We start from the raw sequence: 17,654 nt of genomic DNA on the forward strand, positions 1-17,654 counted from the left end.
GAAAGCATCGATCGATTTTGCCAGCGAAATGACCATGCGCCAGAATCACGCCAAAGTACCGGCGGCGCGTGCCCATGCGGAGATGCAGATGGCTTCGGCCGGCGTCAAGTTAAATCGGTTGAGTCCGGATGAAAAGGCACAGTGGAAGGAAAAAGTCGGTGCCCATCTCGCCATTTGGGACGATGTGAAAAAGCAGCTGGCAGGATCATTGAGTCAATTTGATAAATTTCAAGAAGCGGCCGACACACCGGGGAATTACCACATCCCCGAAAAATAAGATCAATGGCATCGGATTCATTACCCCGCCATTGGGATTGACTCTTTTCATTGTTTCCGGTGTTTCAGGAACCCCTGTTTTATCCATATCCCGGCATGCCATTTATTTTGTTTCAGCATGCGTGCCATTGTTTTTCTGATTAGGACGATGCCGGCAATCTCATTGTGGTTGCTCTAATAAACAACAAATTTGAGGAAATTTAGACCTATGAAAATAATTGATCAATTGTTTGATATCAGCGGCCATGTTGCATTGGTTACCGGAGGCAGCTCCGGTATCGGCAGAGCCATTGCATTCTGTCTTGCCGAAGCAGGCGCATCAGTCGTTCATGTCGCCCTTGAACAAGAGGAAGACGCCTTAAAGGATGCGGTCAAGGATGTTGAAAAGATCGGTGGGAAAGCCGCTTACCTTACTTGCGATGTATCTGATCCCGATGAGCTGGCCAATATGGCCGAAAAGTCAGCCTCCTTTTTCGGGGCCCCGGACATCCTGGTCAATGCCGCCGGTGTAAACTTTCGTCAATCCTGGGAAGACATCAGTGATGCCACCTGGAACAAGCAGATTGATATCAATTTAAAAGCCCCCTTTTTCCTGGCCCGGCACCTGATTGCCGGGATGCAGAAGAAAGGATGGGGCAAAATCATCAATATTGCCTCGCTTCAATCCGAACGTGCATTTCCCAACAGTGTGCCCTACGGCGCATCCAAAGGCGGTGTTATGCAGCTGACACGCGCCATGGCCGAAGCCTGGTCCAAGAATCAGAGCGGGATCACCTGTAATGCTATTGGTCCCGGGTTTTTTAAAACAGGGTTAACATCAGTCCTGTATGATAAAAAAGATGTAATTGATGCCCTGGCCCGGCAGACCATCATCGGTCGGAACGGGGAACTGGATGACCTAAAAGGGGTTTCCATCTTTTTAGCCTCCCCGGCCTCCGATTATATTACCGGACAGACCATCTATTTAGATGGCGGCTGGACCGCTAAATAGCAACCTTGTTCGAAGATAGGTGCGGTTGGTTACGCTACGCGTGCGACAGGCGAAGATTTCAATCACAGAAATGGAGCAAATGGCTACACCGATTGACATCTTCACCGAACGCGTCGATCAGTGGTAACGCTTCCAACGATGAACGGATAAAACCATTCATGCTGATTATCGTAACGATCGCTTACGACGTCAGGGGCAACCGCCGTTTGTGACCCACCATTCAATCACCGCAAGCCCGGCGATCTCTGGTTCGCGGGAACAGGACATTAAGAATGAAAGCATTAGTGTACACGGCAACCAACGAAGTCATCTACCGTGAGGAACCCGACCCGACCCCCGGCACCGGGGAATCGCTGGTGAAAGTGGAAGCGTCGGGCATATGTGGGTCGGACATGCACGCCTATCACGGCAAGGACCCCCGCCGCGTGCCGCCGCTGATTTTAGGCCACGAGGTTGCCGGAACCGTGGCGTCGGGCGAGGCGGTGGGCAAACGGGTGGTGATCAACCCCTTGATCACCTGCGGGCGATGCCCGCTTTGCGATACGGGCCGGTCGAACCTGTGCGCCCGACGGGAACTGATCGGGATGCGACTGGCAGGTGCCTACGCTGAACTCGTCACCATTCCTTCGGTCAATCTGATAGCGGTTCCCGAAGGCCTGAATACGGTCCATGCGTCTCTTGCCGAACCCACCGCGACGGCACTCCACGCATTGAACCTGGCAATGCGCGCAGCCCATCGCCCTCTGGCCGAACTCCGAACGCTGGTTATCGGTGGCGGGGCCGTGGGGCTTCTGGCGGCGCTGCTGCTGAGGGGGTACGGCTGCAGACGGCTGGTAGTGGCGGAGACCCACGGCATGCGCCGGGAATCGGTTGCCCGGCACGTGGGATGCGAGGTCCACGATCCGATCAACGATCCGGCCTTGGATACCGATGCTTTCGATTTGGTGATCGATGCGGTGGGCGGCGGGGTTACCCGCAAAAGTGCGATGGCTGCGGTCAGTCCGGGCGGCGTATTCATCCACATCGGCCTGATGGATTCCGGTGGAGAACTGGACATTCGAAAGCTGACCCTGTTCGAGGTTTCCCTGATCGGCGTCTATTGCTACACCGCCGCCGATATGCGGGCAGCTGTCCAGGCCATCGCGGAAGGAATGCTCGGGGACTTGGGCTGGGTGGAAACACGCGCCCTCGCAGACGGCGCCAAAGCATTTGACGACCTGCACCATGCGCGCAGCGCGGCTGCGAAGATCGTTCTTGTTCCCTGAAAGTAGAGTGAAAGCGTATCAAGATAGGATAAATTTGACACACAGGCGTCATCAAGCAATCATTTCACTTGGTTCATCTCAAATTGAGAACCAACGAGCGTGAGAAATTGTTCTCGGATAGCGTTCTACACGGGCGATAACCATTACCTATCTCATAAATAGTCTCATTGCCCAGGGCGGCGTTAGGCAGCGACGAAACATGCTCACATACTATTTGGTTGCTTCGCTGTTTCGCCGTTGCTTGCCCTAAGCCCTGATCCTCATTTTTGGGATACGCGCTAAAAAGGAATTCAAGGGATGATTCATGTAATTGCATCGATAACCATTAAACAAGGCCGGCGTTCCGAATTTCTTGATATTTTCAAATCCAATATTCCAAATGTGATCAAAGAGCCGGGTTGTATTGAATATGTGCCGACCGTTGACGCCCCTTCCGGCATAACGGCCCAAGCGTGTGATGAAAATGTGGTCACCATCATCGAGAAATGGAGCACGTTGGAAGATTTGAAAAAGCACATGTCTTCGCCCCATATGCTCGCGTATAGAGAAAAAGTGAAGGATCACGTGGAGAAGGTATCGTTAAAGATACTAAAGGAGGCGTAATCGTCATCCAGGTGTGCGACGATGGCATCATCCACTGCGTTGTCGCCGGATTCCAGCACGGCGGCAACGGCTTTCATGCAAAAGTGGTGATCGGCTGTGATCATTCAGCCGATGCGCATCAGAAGCGAGCGATGGGTGGCAAATTGGTTGAACATGGTCATGCAACCCACTCTTTTTTCAACGAAAAATACCCAGTGCAGATGTTATTGCCCGAGCGTCAGGGCAACGATTGATTCTCCTCTCCAATGGCTGCCGGTTGAATTCCTTGCAAACAGTCAGTCGAAAGCTAATACCAGCGGCTTTTTTGATGGCAACATCCAACTATATCACGAAATGGTCACAAAACGGGAGATGGACTCAATGGACTGAAAACCGATGCGTTTTAACAATCAGAATTTAAGCAGCAATGGGTTGGGGGATATTTACGCGCCGGTCCGGTGCCGGCGATCACCCATTCCATTCAACGGGCGGTCGATCACCGAAACGCCTGTACCCTGACCTGCCCTTACTTTCATCCCTGAATTTGCCGAACCGCCAGCACCGGAACCGGAGAGTGGCGGATGAGCCGGTCGGTGGTGGAACCCACCAGCAATTTTTCGAACAGTGTGTGACCCCGAATGCCCAGTACGATCATGTCGATGCCTTGCTCGCTGGCGTAACTCATCAACGCCTGGTAGGGTTCTCCATCGAGCACCGCGGTTTCGATGGTGCACCAGTCTCGGCAGGCTTCAGGAACCATTCCATCGAGTGTCTTTTCCAGCCGGCTGCGCAGTTGATTGAGTCCCTCACGTTCATCTTTGTAAAGGGACGGTTTGATTACGTGGGAGAGGTAAAGCGCCGCCTGAAATTCCTGCGCCAGGCTGAGGCCGTAGTCGAAGGCGAGGCTGGAATCCGATGAGAAGTCACACCCGATCAAAATTTTTTTCATTTCAAACGCTGCGGTGGATGGGAAATCATGCTCCCGTGGAGGCAGCACGAGCAAGGGGCAGTGAAGGGTTTTGATCAGTTTTTCGGTAACGGAGCCCAGTAGAATTCGTTTAAAGCCTGCTTTGCCGTGGGTGGCGGCGATGACCATATCCACTTGTTGGTCTGAGGCCAACCTGCTGATCATCTCGGCGGGCTTGCCTTGACGGATGACGATCTCGCTTTCCACAGGCAGATCCTTTACCAGGTCATCGAGCAGCGATTGTGCGTACCGGATATTCGACCGCTGAAGCACTTCCACATCGAGGGCGGTTTCGTTGTGTTCGAGTAGTTTGTTCAGGTCGGTGGTCACATGGACCAGGACCAATTTTGCATTATATTTTTTGCACAACGCAACGCTGCAGGAAAGGATGGAATTCGTAAAATTCGAAAAATCGATCGCGCTCAAGATGGTCTTGGGTTGAATTCTCATCGTCTCCCCCTTTTCCAAATTTTATGGTTGTCGTTTTCGAAAAAAACGCGGGCAACATATGGTCTCGAGGAGAATCCGCAGCAATCGTGTCGGTGAGCGTCGGGCGGCAGCCGGCGGTGAATAACGATAGCGGTCTTACGAATGGCCACATCAAGTAGGTTTATCTGAGAAACATCCTATAACAATTCTGACCGATTGTCACCCCCCTGTCATCCACTGCCCATCCTTTGACCGGAAATCGGATCCACCCGACCGGACAACGACATTATCCTCATTCGTCAATCTTTCTTGATTGCACACATATTATTGGCATATTTAGGTTTTTTATACCATTTCAAGCCAATTGTTCTATTTGTACTAAAATATTTTATGAAATATTTCATACTTTTTATTGACATCCGGAATGTTTCCGGGTAACCAGGGAGTGTAATTATTTAAATCGAGGCAAACTGGAACAGGACCCCATTATCGGTAGATACTTCCACATGGATAGAAACCTGTCTGCGCAAAAACCTGCATTGCTGAATCCGGCTACACCTCGAAACACCGGATAAAAGTTCGTCTCCCACCCACGGCACCTGAACAATCGTTCATGTGCCGTTTTAATATATATGGTCCAACTTTTTGTTGAACCGCAAGATGCGTCGCGGTTCGACAAAAGATCGTCTACCCATTTCAACCGAGGAGGAAGCATGAAACGAATTACAATTATCAGCCTGATGATGTTTCTTGTGGCAGCGTTGATGTTGCCGGTATCCGCGTCTGCGGAAACAACACTGAAAATCGGCCTGGGTGATCCCATCGATTCCGACCAGGGTGTCCTGGCACTGCGCTTCAAAGAGATCGTAGAAAAAACCAGCGGCGGGAACTACAAAGTTGATATCTTTCCTGCCGGCCAACTCGGTGATGAGCAAAAAATGGTCAAAGATGCCCGCAGGGGATCCTTAGATGGTGCGGTTGTCGCCGTCAACAACATTACGCCATTTGCAAAATCCGTCGGTATTTTAACGCTCCCCTACCTCATGCAGAGTTTTGACGATGCGGTCAAGGCGACCACAGGGGAACTCGGCGACAAATGGCGGGACGTATTGGTCAAGGAAGCCGGTGTGCACGTGCTCGGCTGGGCCTATTCCAATTTTCGCGTCCTGACCAATTCGAAAAAGCCGGTCAAAAACCTTGCTGATCTCAAAGGCCTGAAAATCAGGGTTCCCAAGAACGCCATCATGATCGGGACCTGGCAGGCGCTGGGCGCCGAGCCGATTCCCATGGCATGGCCGGAGACCTTTACGGCACTGCAGCAGAAAGTAGTCGATGGGCAGGACAACCCCCATATCACCAATTTTACCATGAAGTTCTATGAGGTGCAGGACTATACTTCGGAAGTCCACTATCTGTTCTCCTTGCAACCCCTTGTAATGGGAGAGAAGTTTTTCCAATCACTGCCCGCCGAGGATCAGGCCATGTTTACCCGCGCCGGCATCGAGGCCCAGCAGTACAACCTGCTCTTCAGCGTTACCCAGTCTGAAGCAGCCAAGCAGAACATGATCGACAAGGGCGTTGAATACATGGAAATTGAAGATGAAGACCAATGGTCGAAAATTGCCATGGAGAAAGTCTGGCCCGATTTCTACGATTCGGTAGGCGGCAAGGCTGAAGTTGACAAAGTGTTGAAAGCCCTTGGCCGATAGCCCCTCCTCAATCTGCCCGGCGCACACCGGGCAGATTGATTTCACTTCTTCGGAGCCGCTTATGAGACACCGACCGGTACTCAAATTCCTGGATAATATCGAGAGCTATGTCTGTCAGATCCTGCTGGTGTTTTTCGTATGCCTGCTATTTCTGCAAATTTTGCTCAGATTGGTGTTCAGCGCATTTCATACACTCTCCCAATACATACCGTTTTTTGAAGCTTACCCGCTGCCGGCTTCGATCCCCTGGGGAGAAGAACTCTCCCGCATGGCCTTTGTGTGGTTTGTCTTCCTGGGCGCAACCTATGCTGCAAGGCTTGCCGCCCACAACCGGGTTACCTTCCAGTTCAAGCTCTTTCCCAAAATCGTCGGCGATGTCTCGACGGTTTTCTCCGACATCGTCTGGATTGGCTTCAACTGCACCATGATTTATTTCAGCATCAACGTGATCAAGGAAGGTTTCGAATACCCGGAGTATTCGCCAACGCTCGACTGGATCATGGCGTATATCTTCATGATATTTCCCATTGCTTTCTCCCTGATGACCATCCGGATTATTCAGGTCAATATAATGAAACATGTGTTTAAAATTGAAATCGCCGATGTGGATAAAATCGATACGGGGGATATGGATGATGAAATCCCGGAAAGCGGGGTGAATTCATGAGCGTTACCGCCATCATCTTCATTACGTTTGTCGGACTTTTGTTGATCGGCGCACCGATTACCCTCTCCCTCGGCGCTGCCGCCATGGGGGGAATGATCTTCAGCGGGAAGCCCCTCGAAGGGCTTGTCGAGATCGCCTACACGTCGGTGAATTCGTTTCCCATCATGGCGCTGCCCGCATTTATCCTCTCGGGGGCGCTCATGGAATCGGCCGGCATCTCCAGACGCCTGGTTGCCGTCGCCGAAGCCATGGCCGGTCCTTTCACCGGCGGCATGGCTGCCTCCACGATTTTGTCCTGCCTCTTTTTCGGCGCCATCTCGGGGTCCGGACCGGCCACGACCGCGGCCGTCGGTATGCTGATGATCCCTGCCATGACGCGCCATGGCTACGACAGGGGCTACGCCGGAGCCGTCACCTCCTCCTCGGGAGGATTGGGCGTGGTCATCCCGCCTAGTATTCCCATGGTCATTTACGGGGTCACCGCATCCCAATCCATCGCGGATTTGTTCATCGCCGGATTCATCCCCGGCATCATGCTGGCTGTGGGCCTGATGACCATGAATTACCTGCGATCGAAGAAGAAAAAATATGCTGGCGACGGCAAGACGCTGTCGGCCAAAAAAATTGTCGTGACCATGAAGGAGGGCTTCTGGTCGCTGCTGGCACCGGTAATCATCCTGGGCGGCATCTACACCGGGTTCTTCACGCCCACCGAAGCGGCCATTGTTTCCATCTTCTACACCCTTTTTGTCGGCATTTTCATCTACAAAGAGATCGAACTCCAGGGCGTCATGAAGGCCCTGGAAAGCACCACGTGGATAACCGGCCGCGTCCTGATCATCATGTTTACGGCCCTGGCATTCGGCCAACTGCTGACCATCAACAAGATCCCTGACCTGATCGCTCAGGGATTGTTGAACCTCACCGGTAACCTGTATCTGATCTGGGTGCTGATTATCCTGTTTCTGCTTTTCATGGGCATGTTCATGGAGACCCTGGCCACCATCATGCTGGTGACCCCCGTGCTGCTGCCGGTGATGGTGTCCCTCGGTGTGGACCCCATCCACTTCGGTGTGGTTCTGGTATGCTGCTGTGAAATCGGGTTTGCCACGCCGCCACTGGGCGAAAATATGTTTATCGCTTCCGGTGTGGCCAGAACCACGCTGGAGGATATATCGGTGAATGCACTGCCTTTTGTATTTGTCAGCGTACTGGTCGTATTTCTCATCGCCTATTTTCCGGTGCTGACATTGTGGCTGCCTGATTTTCTTGGGACCCTATTTCAATAATACATTGTAATTGACTTGCTCCAGCCATCGGCATCTGGCATGAGTGGTTGCTTTTCTTGAGCGCGTACCATTGGTTTGCAGCATAATTTTATAAAATTTTTTATGTAACAGGGGGAGGAATGGAGTATATAAAAAAGGCAGCCAAAACTGCCGAGTCCGACACCAAAAAAATCCGCGGCATCGTTCAAGGGATCCTATCTGAAATAGAGAAAAACGGTGAGCAAGCAGTCATCCAACTTGCCCGAAAATTTGACGGATGGGAGGGTGACTTCATCCTCAGCCCGGAGAAGAAACAGCGCCTCATCGATTCCGTTCCTGAAACGATCAAGCAGGATATCCGGTTCGCCCATGAGCAGGTGGCCGGGTTCGCCCGGGCTCAGCGGGAAAGCATCCGCGAATTTGAAAAAGAGACCCTGCCCGGTGTGCGCCTGGGCCAGCGGATCATCCCCATGAAGGTCGCCGGTTGCTATATCCCCGGCGGGCGTTTTGCCCATGCATGCTCGGCCATCATGAGTGTCGCCACGGCCAAGGCGGCCGGCGTCGAAACGGTGATCGCATGCTCGCCGCCCCGCGGAGACAGCATTGCCCCTGCCGTGGTTTACGCCCTGGATGTAGCCGGTGCCGACATCATCATTGAAATGGGCGGCGTTCAGGCCATCGCCACCATGGCCTTCGGGCTGTTTACCGGCAAACCGGCCAATATTTTGGCCGGCCCGGGCAATGCCTATGTGGCCGAAGCAAAAAGCATCCTTTCCTCGGCCGGCAAATGCACCATCGACGTATTTGCCGGTCCGACGGAATCGGCCATCATCGCCGACAAGACGGCCGACTATATGACGGTCGCCGTCGACCTGGTATCCCAGGCCGAACACGGGTACGATTCGCCAGTGTGGCTGTTCACCGATTCGAGAGCGCTCGGCGAAAAGGTGCTCGAGGTGATTCCCAAGGTCATTGCCGACATGCCCAACCCCGAAGTTCCCGAAGCCTCCTGGCGGGACTATGGCGAAATCGTCCTCTGCCGCGACAGGGAAGAACTGTGCAGTGTCAATGACGACTATGCCGCCGAACACGTCCAGGTGATGGCGGATGACCTTGACTGGTGGGTCCAAAACCTCCAATCCTACGGGTCGTTGTTTCTGGGTGAAGGCAGCACGGTTCCCCACGGGGACAAGTGCTCGGGGACCAACCACATCCTGCCCACCAAGAAGGCCGGCTATTACTCAGGCGGGCTCAATGTCCTAAAATTTCTCAAGATATACACCTACCAGGAGATCAGCCGGGAAGCCAACCGGGTGATCAGCGCCGCGGCCTCACGCCTGTCGAGGGTCGAGGGCATGGAAGGCCACGCCCGGGCATGCGACTGGCGGCTGAGGAAATACTTCCCCGGTCAGGACTGGGATTTCGAGGTTTACCGGCAGACCAAATATTGATCCGGATTGTCGCCGAACGAACCTGAATTGAATCGGGTCGGTTTTGAAAGTCAATTATCCACTGGAGTATCAACGATGGCTGAAACGCAAAAGAAACGGTTTACCAAGGATTTCACCCTTCAGGAACCGATCTGCGACCCGGGCATTGAAAAGGCGGTGGCCATATTAAAATCCGGCAAGCTTCACCGCTATAACCTCGCTCCGGGTGAAAAGGGAGAGGCGGCACTCCTGGAAGAGGAATTTGCCGCTTACATGGGCAAGAAATATTGCCTGGCCTGCGCGTCCTGCGGGAGTGCCATGTACCTGGCCCTTAAAAGCGCCGGCGTCAAACCGGGCGACAAAGTCCTGTGCAATGCATATACGCTCGCGCCCGTCCCCGGTGCGATCGAAAACAGCGGAGCGGCCATCGAACTGGTCGATATCGTGGACGACTACACCATCGACCTCGACGATCTGGAAAAAAAGGCCGCCGCGCCGGACGTCCGCTGGTTCATGCTGTCCCACATGCGCGGCCACATCGCCAATATGGACAGGATCATGGCAATCTGCGCCGCCCACGACCTCGTCCTGATCGAAGATTGCGCCCACACCATGGGTGCCGCCTGGGACGGAAAAAAGTCCGGCGCCTTCGGCAAGGCCGCCTGCTTCAGCACCCAGACCTACAAGCACATGAATTCAGGGGAAGGCGGCCTGCTGGTCACCGACGACCCGGAACTGATCGCCCGCGCCATCATCTATTCGGGTTCGTACATGCTCTACGAACGCCACACGTCACGGCCCGGCATGGAGATCTTCGAGGGCATCAAAACCATGGTCCCCAATTACTCCAGCCGCATGGACAATCTTCGGGCAGCGATTTTGAGGCCCCAGCTCAAGACATTGGACCATCAATGCGCACGCTGGAACAAGCGCTACCGGATCCTGGAACAGGGGTTGAATAAGATCGACGGGATCACCTGCCCCCGGCGGGATCCCCGCGAAGAGTACGTGGGCAGTTCCATCCAGTTCTCCCTGATCGGTCAGGAAGAAATGGCCATCAGACTTTTTCTCGCCGAGTGCTTGAAGCAGGGTGTCGAGCTCAAATGGTTCGGCAACAAGGAGCCGGTGGGATTTACCAGTGCATATGAAAGCTGGCGATATTTCACCAACCTGCCCGATCTGGCCAACACCAAACGCATCCTTGCCGTCATGTGCGACATGCGTATCCCCCTGACATTTACCCCGGATGATTGCCGGCTTATCCTGGAAATCATCGCAGACATCTCAGCGAAAGTTTTAAAATAAGGAGAAACCAACATGTCCAAGAAAACGGTTAAAACGGATCGTGCCCCGGCGGCCATCGGCCCTTATTCCCAGGCCGTGGTTTCAAGCGGACTGCTTTTTACCTCCGGCCAATTGCCCATCGACCCGGCGACCGGAAAGATTCCCGATGGCAGCATCGAAGACAAGGCCCACATGGTTTTCAAGAATCTCCAAGCCATCGCCAAGGCGGCCGGGACGAATTTGGACAACGCCGTCAAGACGACCGTCTACCTTGCCGATATCGGCAACTTTCAAGCCGTCAACCAGGTCTATGCCCAATACTTCAAAGAGCCGTATCCCGCGCGCAGCGCCTTCCAGGTGGCTGCACTGCCGCTGGGGGCGGATCTTGAAGTGGAAGCCATTTTTCAACTTTAATCGAACGATCAATTGTGGAAAGGACAACTGATGAATTTCAACAAGTTTCCCCGGAGAAGGTATCTTCAGGGACCGACCCCCATCGAAAGCCTGCCTTCCCTGAGCAAGACGCTCGGCGGCGATGTCAATCTTTACATCAAACGGGACGATCTTCTTCCGGGCTCCGGCGGCGGCAATAAGACCAGAAAGCTCGAATTCTGCATTGCCGATGCGCTGGAAAAGGGAGCGGATGCCATCATCACCTGTGGCGCCGTACAATCCAACCATTGCCGGCTCACGGCCGCCTGGTCGGCCAAGGAAGGCCTCGATTGTCACCTGATTTTAGAAGAACGCGTCAAAGGCTCGTACAAGGCGGAGGCCAGCGGGAACAATTTTCTCTTTGAACTGCTGGATGTGAAGAGCATCGGTGTCGTGGCAGGCGGCTCCGACATGATGGCCGAGATGAGCAAAAAAGCCGATGCCCTCGCGGCGGCCGGCAAGAAACCGTATATTATTCCCGGCGGCGCCTCCAACGCGATCGGCGCCATGGGGTACGCGGTCTGTGCGGAAGAGACCATGGGACAGCTCAATGACCAGCGCCTTGACATCGATCACATCATCGTACCGTCGGGCTCTGCCGGAACCCATGCCGGGATGGTGGCGGGCATGAACGGCGTCAACGGAGGGATCGCCATCAGTGGAGTCAATGTTTCCCGGCCGAAGAACGTGCAGGAAGAGATCGTCTACAAGTTGGCAGTGGAAACGGCTGAAAAAATCGGCGTCAAAGGCGGTGTAGCGCGCGAAGAGATCGTCTGCTTCGATCAATATGTCGGGCCGGGCTACTCCCTGCCAACCGATTCCATGGTTGAAGCCGTGAAACTCTTTGCCAGAACCGAAGCCATCCTGCTGGACCCCGTCTATTCCGGCAAAGCGGCTGCAGGACTGATCGATCTGGTAAGAAAAGGGCATTTCACCGGCGGTGCCAATGTGCTTTTCCTGCACACGGGAGGCTCTCCTGCCCTTTACGCGTACATGGACACCTTCCGACATCGTTGATTGAATGCGCCTGGGGAGCCAACGGCGATAACGAGAGCCTCTGATGTCAGGGGCTCTCGAACTCCATTTCCCGGATGGCTGAAAGAAAATGACGCAAACAAGAGAAAAAGTAGTTGGAATCCTGGGGGGCATGGGTCCGGAAGCCACCGTCGACCTGATGCAGCGCATCATCCGCCTGACACCGGCGCTGGACGATGCCGATCATATCCGCTGCATCGTGGACAACAATCCCAAGGTACCGTCCAGGATAAAGGCCATTATCGAAGGGGATGGCGAAGATCCCGGCCCCTGCATGGCGGATATGGGCCGACGGCTCGAATCCTGGGGAGCGGATTTTTTGGTGATCGCCTGCAACACCGCCCATTACTACTATAACGCAGTGCAGCAAGCCGTCACCATTCCGGTGATCAACCTGATCGATCTGGTGGCCGAGCATGTGAGCGGCAGTTATCCGAACCATCGCAAGATCGGCATCCTGGCTTCGCCGGCGGTTGCCATGACCGGGCTTTACACCCGGCGATTCAGCCGGTTGGGAATCGAGGATGTATGGCCCGATCCTGATCATCAGGCGCGCCTGTTGAGCGTCATCAAGGCGGTCAAAAAAGGCGACACCGGTCCTACCGTGCGCGACGACTATCGCCGGGTGGGTCAACACCTGAAGCAAAACGGAGTGGAAATCGCCCTGATTGCCTGTACCGAACTCAGCGCCCTTGGGGAGGATCTCCCCCTGAGTGCCCTGGATGCCGCCGAGATTCTGGCATCAGAAATCGTTCAACTGGCAACCAACCGAAAAAAGCTTGTGGATCGCACAGACCGCGGCGTATAAAGCCCGGATCGCGTTGGCCGTGAAATCAACGTTTTTGCCGGCCGACCGCAGCCGAGCTATTAGATGGCTTTTTTTCTTATTTTATTTTCTTAAAACTCCTTCATCTAATCAATCATGGCGCCGACCACCCTGAGGAGCGTTGATCTTGGCGGAAAACAAATCCTTCATGAAGTCCCTGCAGGCGTATGAAAAGATAAGGGATATGATTCTCACCGGTTTCAAACTCCCCGGCACCCGTCTGGTGATTTCTGAACTCGAAGCCGAACTGGGCATCGGGCGCGGTCCCATCCGCGAAGCCCTGATGCGCCTGGACCGATCCGGACTGGTTAAAAATATCCCCTACAAAGGCGCGATCGTGGCCACGCCGCCAACCCAAAAAGAGATCCTTCATATTTACGATCTGCGGGCGGATTTGGAAGCTACGCTTGCCGTGGAGGCGATCGACAACCTGACCGATGCCGATATCCTCAGGCTCGAAGAATTGATCGCCATCATGGAAGAACTTCCCCAGAATCACTACCAGTTGGACAGGGAGTTTCACCGTGTCATTTGTGCGGCATCAAAGCTTCCCCACCTATGCAACATTGCCCAGGCAATGGTCCAGTCGGTGGAAAGCGTGCTGAATATTTACCGGCGCGAGAAGGACCATTGCATTAAGTTCAATCGGCAACACCGGGCCATTCTCGATGCGCTTAAGCGGAAAGATTCTGAAGAAGTCAAAGCGGCCTTTGAAATCAATATCAAAAGCGGGCTTGAAATTATCAAGGAGACCTTTAGTAAATTGTTAAAAGTTCCTTTCGAATAGCTTCGATCTTTGTTCCATGACCCAGTGGGCCATACTTTCAACTGTTGATCGATGTCGCGATTGACGTCTCTTCCGACCATTTATTGATGCACGGCAGCATGTTGTCATCATTGCTCGGCCCCTGAGTTAAGTGAATTATAGTGGGTGTGTTCATCTGAAACGGCCCGACACCGGATTAAAAAGTAAGTATCCTGAAAAATAATCTTGACGTATTTTCTGATATGTGATGTATCAGATATCAAACCATCAAAAACTGTGATCTCCCATACCAAATAGGAGGATTTACCAATGGCGACAATGAAAATGACCACCGAAGAGGCCTTTATCAAAGTGCTCCAGATGCACGGTATCGAACATGCGTTCGGCATTATCGGCTCGGCGTTTATGCCCATATCCGACCTTTTTCCCAAAGCGGGTATCACCTTCTGGGATGTCGGCCATGAAGGCAACGCCGGTATGATGGCGGACGGGTTCACCCGCGCCTCCGGCAAGATGTCCATGATGATCGCCCAAAACGGCCCTGGCATCACCAACTTCGTTACGCCGGTCAAAACGGCCTACTGGAACCACACCCCGCTGCTGCTGGTGACCGCCCAGGCGGCCAACATGACCATGGGCCAGGGTGGCTTTCAGGAAGTCCCCCAGATGGCCGTTTTCGAAGAGATGGTGGCCTACCAGGAGGAAGTGCGGCACCCCACCCGCATCGCCGAGGTGCTCAACCGGGTCATCATGCAGGCCAAGCAGGCCTCGGCCCCGGCCCAGATCAATATTCCCCGTGATTTCTGGACCCAGGTGATCGACATCCAACTGCCCGCCATCGTTGAATTCGAGCGGCCGGCTGGGGGTGAGAAAGCCATCGCCCGGGCCGCCGAACTGCTTTCCAGGGCCAAATTCCCCGTCGTTCTGAACGGTGGCGGTGTAGTCATCGGCGGCGCCATCCAGGATACCATCGCTTTGGCCGAACGGCTCGACGCCCCGGTTTGCTGCGGCTACCAGCACAATGACGCCTTCCCGGGCAGCCACCCGCTGTTCGCCGGCCCGCTGGGCTACAACGGCTCAAAAGCCGGCATGCAACTGATTTCCAAAGCCGACGTGGTGCTGGCCTTAGGGACCCGATTGAACCCCTTCTCCACCCTGCCCGGCTACGGCATCGACTACTGGCCGAAAAATGCCGCCATTATCCAGGTGGACATGAATCCCAACCGCATCGGCCTGACCAAACCGGTCACCGTGGGCATTGCCGGTGACGTCAAAAAAGTGGCCAACGCCATTCTGGCGCAGCTTTCTGCCACCGCCGGTGACGAGGGCCGCGACGCCCGCAAGGCCGCCATCGCAAAGACCAAGGCCGACTGGGCCCAGGAACTGGCGTCCATGGATCATGAAGAGGACGATCCCGGGACGACCTGGAACCAACGGGCCAAGGACAACGAGCCCGGAAAAATGACCGTCCGCATGGCCTGGCGGGCCATCATCAAAGCCCTGCCCGTCGAGGCCATCATCTCTTCGGATATCGGCAACAACTGCGCCATCGGAAATGCGTACCCGACCTTCGAGGAGGGGCGCAAGTATCTGGCCCCGGGCATGTTCGGCCCCTGCGGCTATGGTTTCCCGGCCATACTGGGCGCAAAAATTGCCAAACCTGGCGTGCCGGTGGTTGGTTTTGCCGGTGACGGCGCCTTCGGGATCTCCATGAACGAGATGACGGCTTGCGGACGCGATGAGTGGCCCGCGATCACCATGATCATCTTCCGCAACTATCAGTGGGGGGCCGAAAAACGCAATACCACCTTATGGTACGACGACAACTTCGTGGGCACCGAGCTTGACACCAATGTCTCCTACGCCGGCATCGCCAAGGCGTGCGGCATGGAAGGTGTCCAGGTCGCCACACCGGAAGATCTCACTGAGAAGTTAAGCGCAGCCGTCAAGGCCCAGATGGAAAACGGTACGACCACCTTCATCGAGGTCTTGAACAACAAGGAACTGGGCGAACCCTTCCGTCGCGATGCCATGAAGAAACCGGTTGCCATTGCCGGAATCGACAAGGCCGACATGCGTCCCCAAAAAGGCGTATAGAGCCAAAAACAGGCCAAGCAAACAAGGTGGAATTTTGAGCAAAGACCATTCCGATAAGGAGAAAAACATGCAAGCAACCGTCGATTGGAACGCGTACGATGCCGAAGAGATGGTTCGCGGCGACCGGGACTATCTGTGGCATCACATCAAGCCCCACAAGGTGTTTCAGTCTGCCGAGCAGATGATCGTTGTCGAAGGCAAGGGCCTTCGGGTAAAGGACATCCGAGGCAGAGAATACCTCGATGCGACCTCCGGGGGCGTCTGGAGCGTGATGGTAGGCCACGGCAGGGAGAGCATCGCCAAGGCCATTTACGATCAGCTCCTCACCCTGGGCTACTACGCCGGCACGGTGGGCAACATCCCCACGATCAAATTTGCCGCCAAGCTGATCGAACTGCTGCCCAACCTGGGCAAGGTCTATTTTTCAAACAGCGGGTCCGAGGCCAACGAAAAGGCGTTCAAGATCGTCCGCCAGCTGTCGAAGATCGATCCGGGGCGCAAGGGCAAGTACAAAATCCTCTTCCGGGACCGGGACTATCACGGCACGACCATCGGCGCCCTCAGCGCCACCGGACAGCTGCAGCGCAAGCAGGACTTCGGCCCCTTTGCCGAGGGGTTTGCCGAGTTTCCCCACGCGCTGTGCTACCGCTGCCCCTTTGACAAATCCTACCCGGGCTGCAACATCGACTGCGCCCGCAGCCTCGAAGCGGTCATTCGCAAGGAGGGGCCGGACACCATCGGCGGCTGTATCGTGGAGCCGATCACCGCCGGCGGCGGCATCATCGTGCCGGTGCCGGAGTATTATCCGATTCTCCAGGAGATCTGCAACCGCTACGGCATCTACCTGATCATGGACGAGGTGGTCTGCGGGTTCGGGCGCACCGGAAAATTCTGGGGCTTCGAGCAGTATGATGTGGACCCGGACATGGTCACCATGGCCAAGGGGCTGGCCAGCTCTTACATGCCCCTTTCCGCCACGGTCACCCGCCAGGATATTTATGACAAGTTCCTGTGCGACCCGGCCGACCCCGAAAAAGGCATCAACTACTTCCGCGACATCAGCACTTATGGCGGCTGCGCCGGAGCCACCGTTGCCGCGCTGGAAAGCACGCGCATCATCGAAGCGGAAAACCTGGTGGAAAACAGCCGGGTGGTCGGTGCGTACATGCTCGAGAGCCTGCAGGCGCTGTCCGACCTTCCCATGGTGGGCCATGTACGCGGCAAAGGTCTGTTCTGCGGCCTCGAACTGGTCAAGGACAAGGCTGCCAAAACACCCATCACCGAGGCGGAGATGGGCCGCATCATGGGCATGGTTGCCGCCGAAGGCGTCCTGATCGGCAGGACCAACAGCTCGCTGCCGGGCAACAACACGATCATGAATTTTGCACCCGCATTGATCGCCACCAAGGCGGACATCGACGAGATCGTGTCGGCGGTAAAAAAAGCCATTGAAAAATTTACCTCTTCTTGAACCGCAAAACCCAATGCAGCAGTCCTGAAGATAAACGGTACTGACAACCGAAATGGAGGAAAAGATGAAAGTCGGTATACTTAAAGAGATCAAGACGGAAGAGAACCGCGTGTGCATGACCCCGGCGGGCGTGGAGGTGATGATCCACAACGGCCACAC

General features: G+C 54.7%; 17 protein-coding genes. 16 read left to right on the top strand and 1 reads right to left on the bottom strand.

Annotated features, from left to right (window positions below; genetic code table 11):
* From ACZCED_RS22650 to ACZCED_RS22670, 5 genes are all read left to right on the top strand, one after another.
* Positions 1-277, top strand: a 277-nt coding sequence (locus ACZCED_RS22650; protein WP_464861806.1) for a hypothetical protein, incomplete at its 5' end; no start/stop codon positions are given.
* Positions 278-484: 207 nt separating this feature from the next.
* Entirely contained in the window at positions 485-1,267 is a 783-nt protein-coding gene (locus ACZCED_RS22655; RefSeq protein ID WP_464861807.1) for an SDR family NAD(P)-dependent oxidoreductase, read from the top strand.
* Positions 1,268-1,539: 272 nt separating this feature from the next.
* Positions 1,540-2,532: an alcohol dehydrogenase catalytic domain-containing protein gene (locus ACZCED_RS22660; RefSeq protein ID WP_464861808.1), complete on the top strand. Its 993-nt coding sequence runs from the start codon at positions 1,540-1,542 to the stop codon at positions 2,530-2,532.
* Positions 2,533-2,829: 297 nt separating this feature from the next.
* Positions 2,830-3,135, top strand: a complete 306-nt coding sequence (locus tag ACZCED_RS22665; protein WP_462971018.1) for a putative quinol monooxygenase — start codon at positions 2,830-2,832, stop codon at positions 3,133-3,135.
* A gap of 11 nt (positions 3,136-3,146) precedes the next feature.
* Positions 3,147-3,368, top strand: coding sequence for a hypothetical protein (locus ACZCED_RS22670; protein ID WP_462971019.1), 222 nt, complete (start codon positions 3,147-3,149; stop codon positions 3,366-3,368).
* Positions 3,369-3,646: 278 nt separating this feature from the next.
* Here ACZCED_RS22670 and ACZCED_RS22675 read toward each other — a convergent pair whose 3' ends face one another.
* On the bottom strand, positions 3,647-4,531 hold the full coding sequence (locus ACZCED_RS22675) for a universal stress protein (protein ID WP_462971020.1): 885 nt from the start codon (positions 4,529-4,531) through the stop codon (positions 3,647-3,649).
* 692 nt (positions 4,532-5,223) lie between these two features.
* On the opposite strand from ACZCED_RS22675, the gene ACZCED_RS22680 reads away from it, so the two are divergent.
* From ACZCED_RS22680 to ACZCED_RS22730, 11 genes are all read left to right on the top strand, one after another.
* Entirely contained in the window at positions 5,224-6,219 is a 996-nt protein-coding gene (locus ACZCED_RS22680; RefSeq protein WP_462971021.1) for a TRAP transporter substrate-binding protein, read from the top strand.
* 61 nt (positions 6,220-6,280) lie between these two features.
* Positions 6,281-6,886, top strand: a complete 606-nt coding sequence (locus tag ACZCED_RS22685) for a TRAP transporter small permease (RefSeq protein WP_462971022.1) — start codon at positions 6,281-6,283, stop codon at positions 6,884-6,886.
* Positions 6,883-8,175, top strand: a complete 1,293-nt coding sequence (locus ACZCED_RS22690; protein ID WP_462971023.1) for a TRAP transporter large permease — start codon at positions 6,883-6,885, stop codon at positions 8,173-8,175. Before ACZCED_RS22685 ends, ACZCED_RS22690 begins: the two co-directional genes overlap by 4 nt.
* Before the next feature lie 119 nt (positions 8,176-8,294).
* Positions 8,295-9,605: a histidinol dehydrogenase gene (gene hisD, locus ACZCED_RS22695; protein ID WP_464861809.1), complete on the top strand. Its 1,311-nt coding sequence runs from the start codon at positions 8,295-8,297 to the stop codon at positions 9,603-9,605.
* Between the two features lie 75 nt (positions 9,606-9,680).
* The gene (locus ACZCED_RS22700) at positions 9,681-10,889 is read left to right on the top strand and encodes a DegT/DnrJ/EryC1/StrS family aminotransferase (protein ID WP_464861810.1); all 1,209 of its coding nucleotides are present in this window, start codon (positions 9,681-9,683) and stop codon (positions 10,887-10,889) included.
* 12 nt (positions 10,890-10,901) lie between these two features.
* Positions 10,902-11,282 carry a RidA family protein gene (locus tag ACZCED_RS22705; protein WP_464861811.1) on the top strand — a complete coding sequence of 127 codons (381 nt, stop codon included), beginning with the start codon at positions 10,902-10,904 and terminating at the stop codon, positions 11,280-11,282.
* A gap of 30 nt (positions 11,283-11,312) precedes the next feature.
* On the top strand, positions 11,313-12,317 hold the full coding sequence (gene cuyA / locus ACZCED_RS22710) for a D-cysteate sulfo-lyase (RefSeq protein ID WP_464861812.1): 1,005 nt from the start codon (positions 11,313-11,315) through the stop codon (positions 12,315-12,317).
* A gap of 88 nt (positions 12,318-12,405) precedes the next feature.
* Positions 12,406-13,143 carry a cysteate racemase gene (cuyB, locus tag ACZCED_RS22715; protein ID WP_464861813.1) on the top strand — a complete coding sequence of 246 codons (738 nt, stop codon included), beginning with the start codon at positions 12,406-12,408 and terminating at the stop codon, positions 13,141-13,143.
* 145 nt (positions 13,144-13,288) lie between these two features.
* Positions 13,289-13,948 carry a GntR family transcriptional regulator gene (locus ACZCED_RS22720; protein WP_464861814.1) on the top strand — a complete coding sequence of 220 codons (660 nt, stop codon included), beginning with the start codon at positions 13,289-13,291 and terminating at the stop codon, positions 13,946-13,948.
* Positions 13,949-14,236: 288 nt separating this feature from the next.
* Positions 14,237-16,024 carry a sulfoacetaldehyde acetyltransferase gene (xsc, locus tag ACZCED_RS22725; RefSeq protein WP_464861815.1) on the top strand — a complete coding sequence of 596 codons (1,788 nt, stop codon included), beginning with the start codon at positions 14,237-14,239 and terminating at the stop codon, positions 16,022-16,024.
* Between the two features lie 67 nt (positions 16,025-16,091).
* Entirely contained in the window at positions 16,092-17,495 is a 1,404-nt protein-coding gene (locus ACZCED_RS22730; protein WP_464861816.1) for an aminotransferase family protein, read from the top strand.
* Positions 17,496-17,654: the final 159 nt, after the last annotated feature.

The sequence above is a fragment of the Desulfosarcina sp. genome (assembly GCF_055467485.1).

Excerpts from the sequence above, each read along its gene's own strand:
- ACZCED_RS22680 (WP_462971021.1), top strand. The coding sequence starts at position 5,224 with ATGAAACGAATTACAATTATCAGCCTGATGATGTTTCTTGTGGCAGCG.
- ACZCED_RS22665 (WP_462971018.1), top strand. The coding sequence starts at position 2,830 with ATGATTCATGTAATTGCATCGATAACCATTAAACAAGGCCGGCGTTCC.
- hisD (WP_464861809.1), top strand. The coding sequence starts at position 8,295 with ATGGAGTATATAAAAAAGGCAGCCAAAACTGCCGAGTCCGACACCAAA.
- ACZCED_RS22730 (WP_464861816.1), top strand. The coding sequence starts at position 16,092 with ATGCAAGCAACCGTCGATTGGAACGCGTACGATGCCGAAGAGATGGTT.
- xsc (WP_464861815.1), top strand. The coding sequence starts at position 14,237 with ATGGCGACAATGAAAATGACCACCGAAGAGGCCTTTATCAAAGTGCTC.
- cuyA (WP_464861812.1), top strand. The coding sequence starts at position 11,313 with ATGAATTTCAACAAGTTTCCCCGGAGAAGGTATCTTCAGGGACCGACC.
- ACZCED_RS22685 (WP_462971022.1), top strand. The coding sequence starts at position 6,281 with ATGAGACACCGACCGGTACTCAAATTCCTGGATAATATCGAGAGCTAT.
- ACZCED_RS22700 (WP_464861810.1), top strand. The coding sequence starts at position 9,681 with ATGGCTGAAACGCAAAAGAAACGGTTTACCAAGGATTTCACCCTTCAG.
- ACZCED_RS22655 (WP_464861807.1), top strand. The coding sequence starts at position 485 with ATGAAAATAATTGATCAATTGTTTGATATCAGCGGCCATGTTGCATTG.
- ACZCED_RS22705 (WP_464861811.1), top strand. The coding sequence starts at position 10,902 with ATGTCCAAGAAAACGGTTAAAACGGATCGTGCCCCGGCGGCCATCGGC.
- ACZCED_RS22690 (WP_462971023.1), top strand. The coding sequence starts at position 6,883 with ATGAGCGTTACCGCCATCATCTTCATTACGTTTGTCGGACTTTTGTTG.
- ACZCED_RS22675 (WP_462971020.1), bottom strand. The coding sequence starts at position 4,531 with ATGAGAATTCAACCCAAGACCATCTTGAGCGCGATCGATTTTTCGAAT.
- cuyB (WP_464861813.1), top strand. The coding sequence starts at position 12,406 with ATGACGCAAACAAGAGAAAAAGTAGTTGGAATCCTGGGGGGCATGGGT.
- ACZCED_RS22660 (WP_464861808.1), top strand. The coding sequence starts at position 1,540 with ATGAAAGCATTAGTGTACACGGCAACCAACGAAGTCATCTACCGTGAG.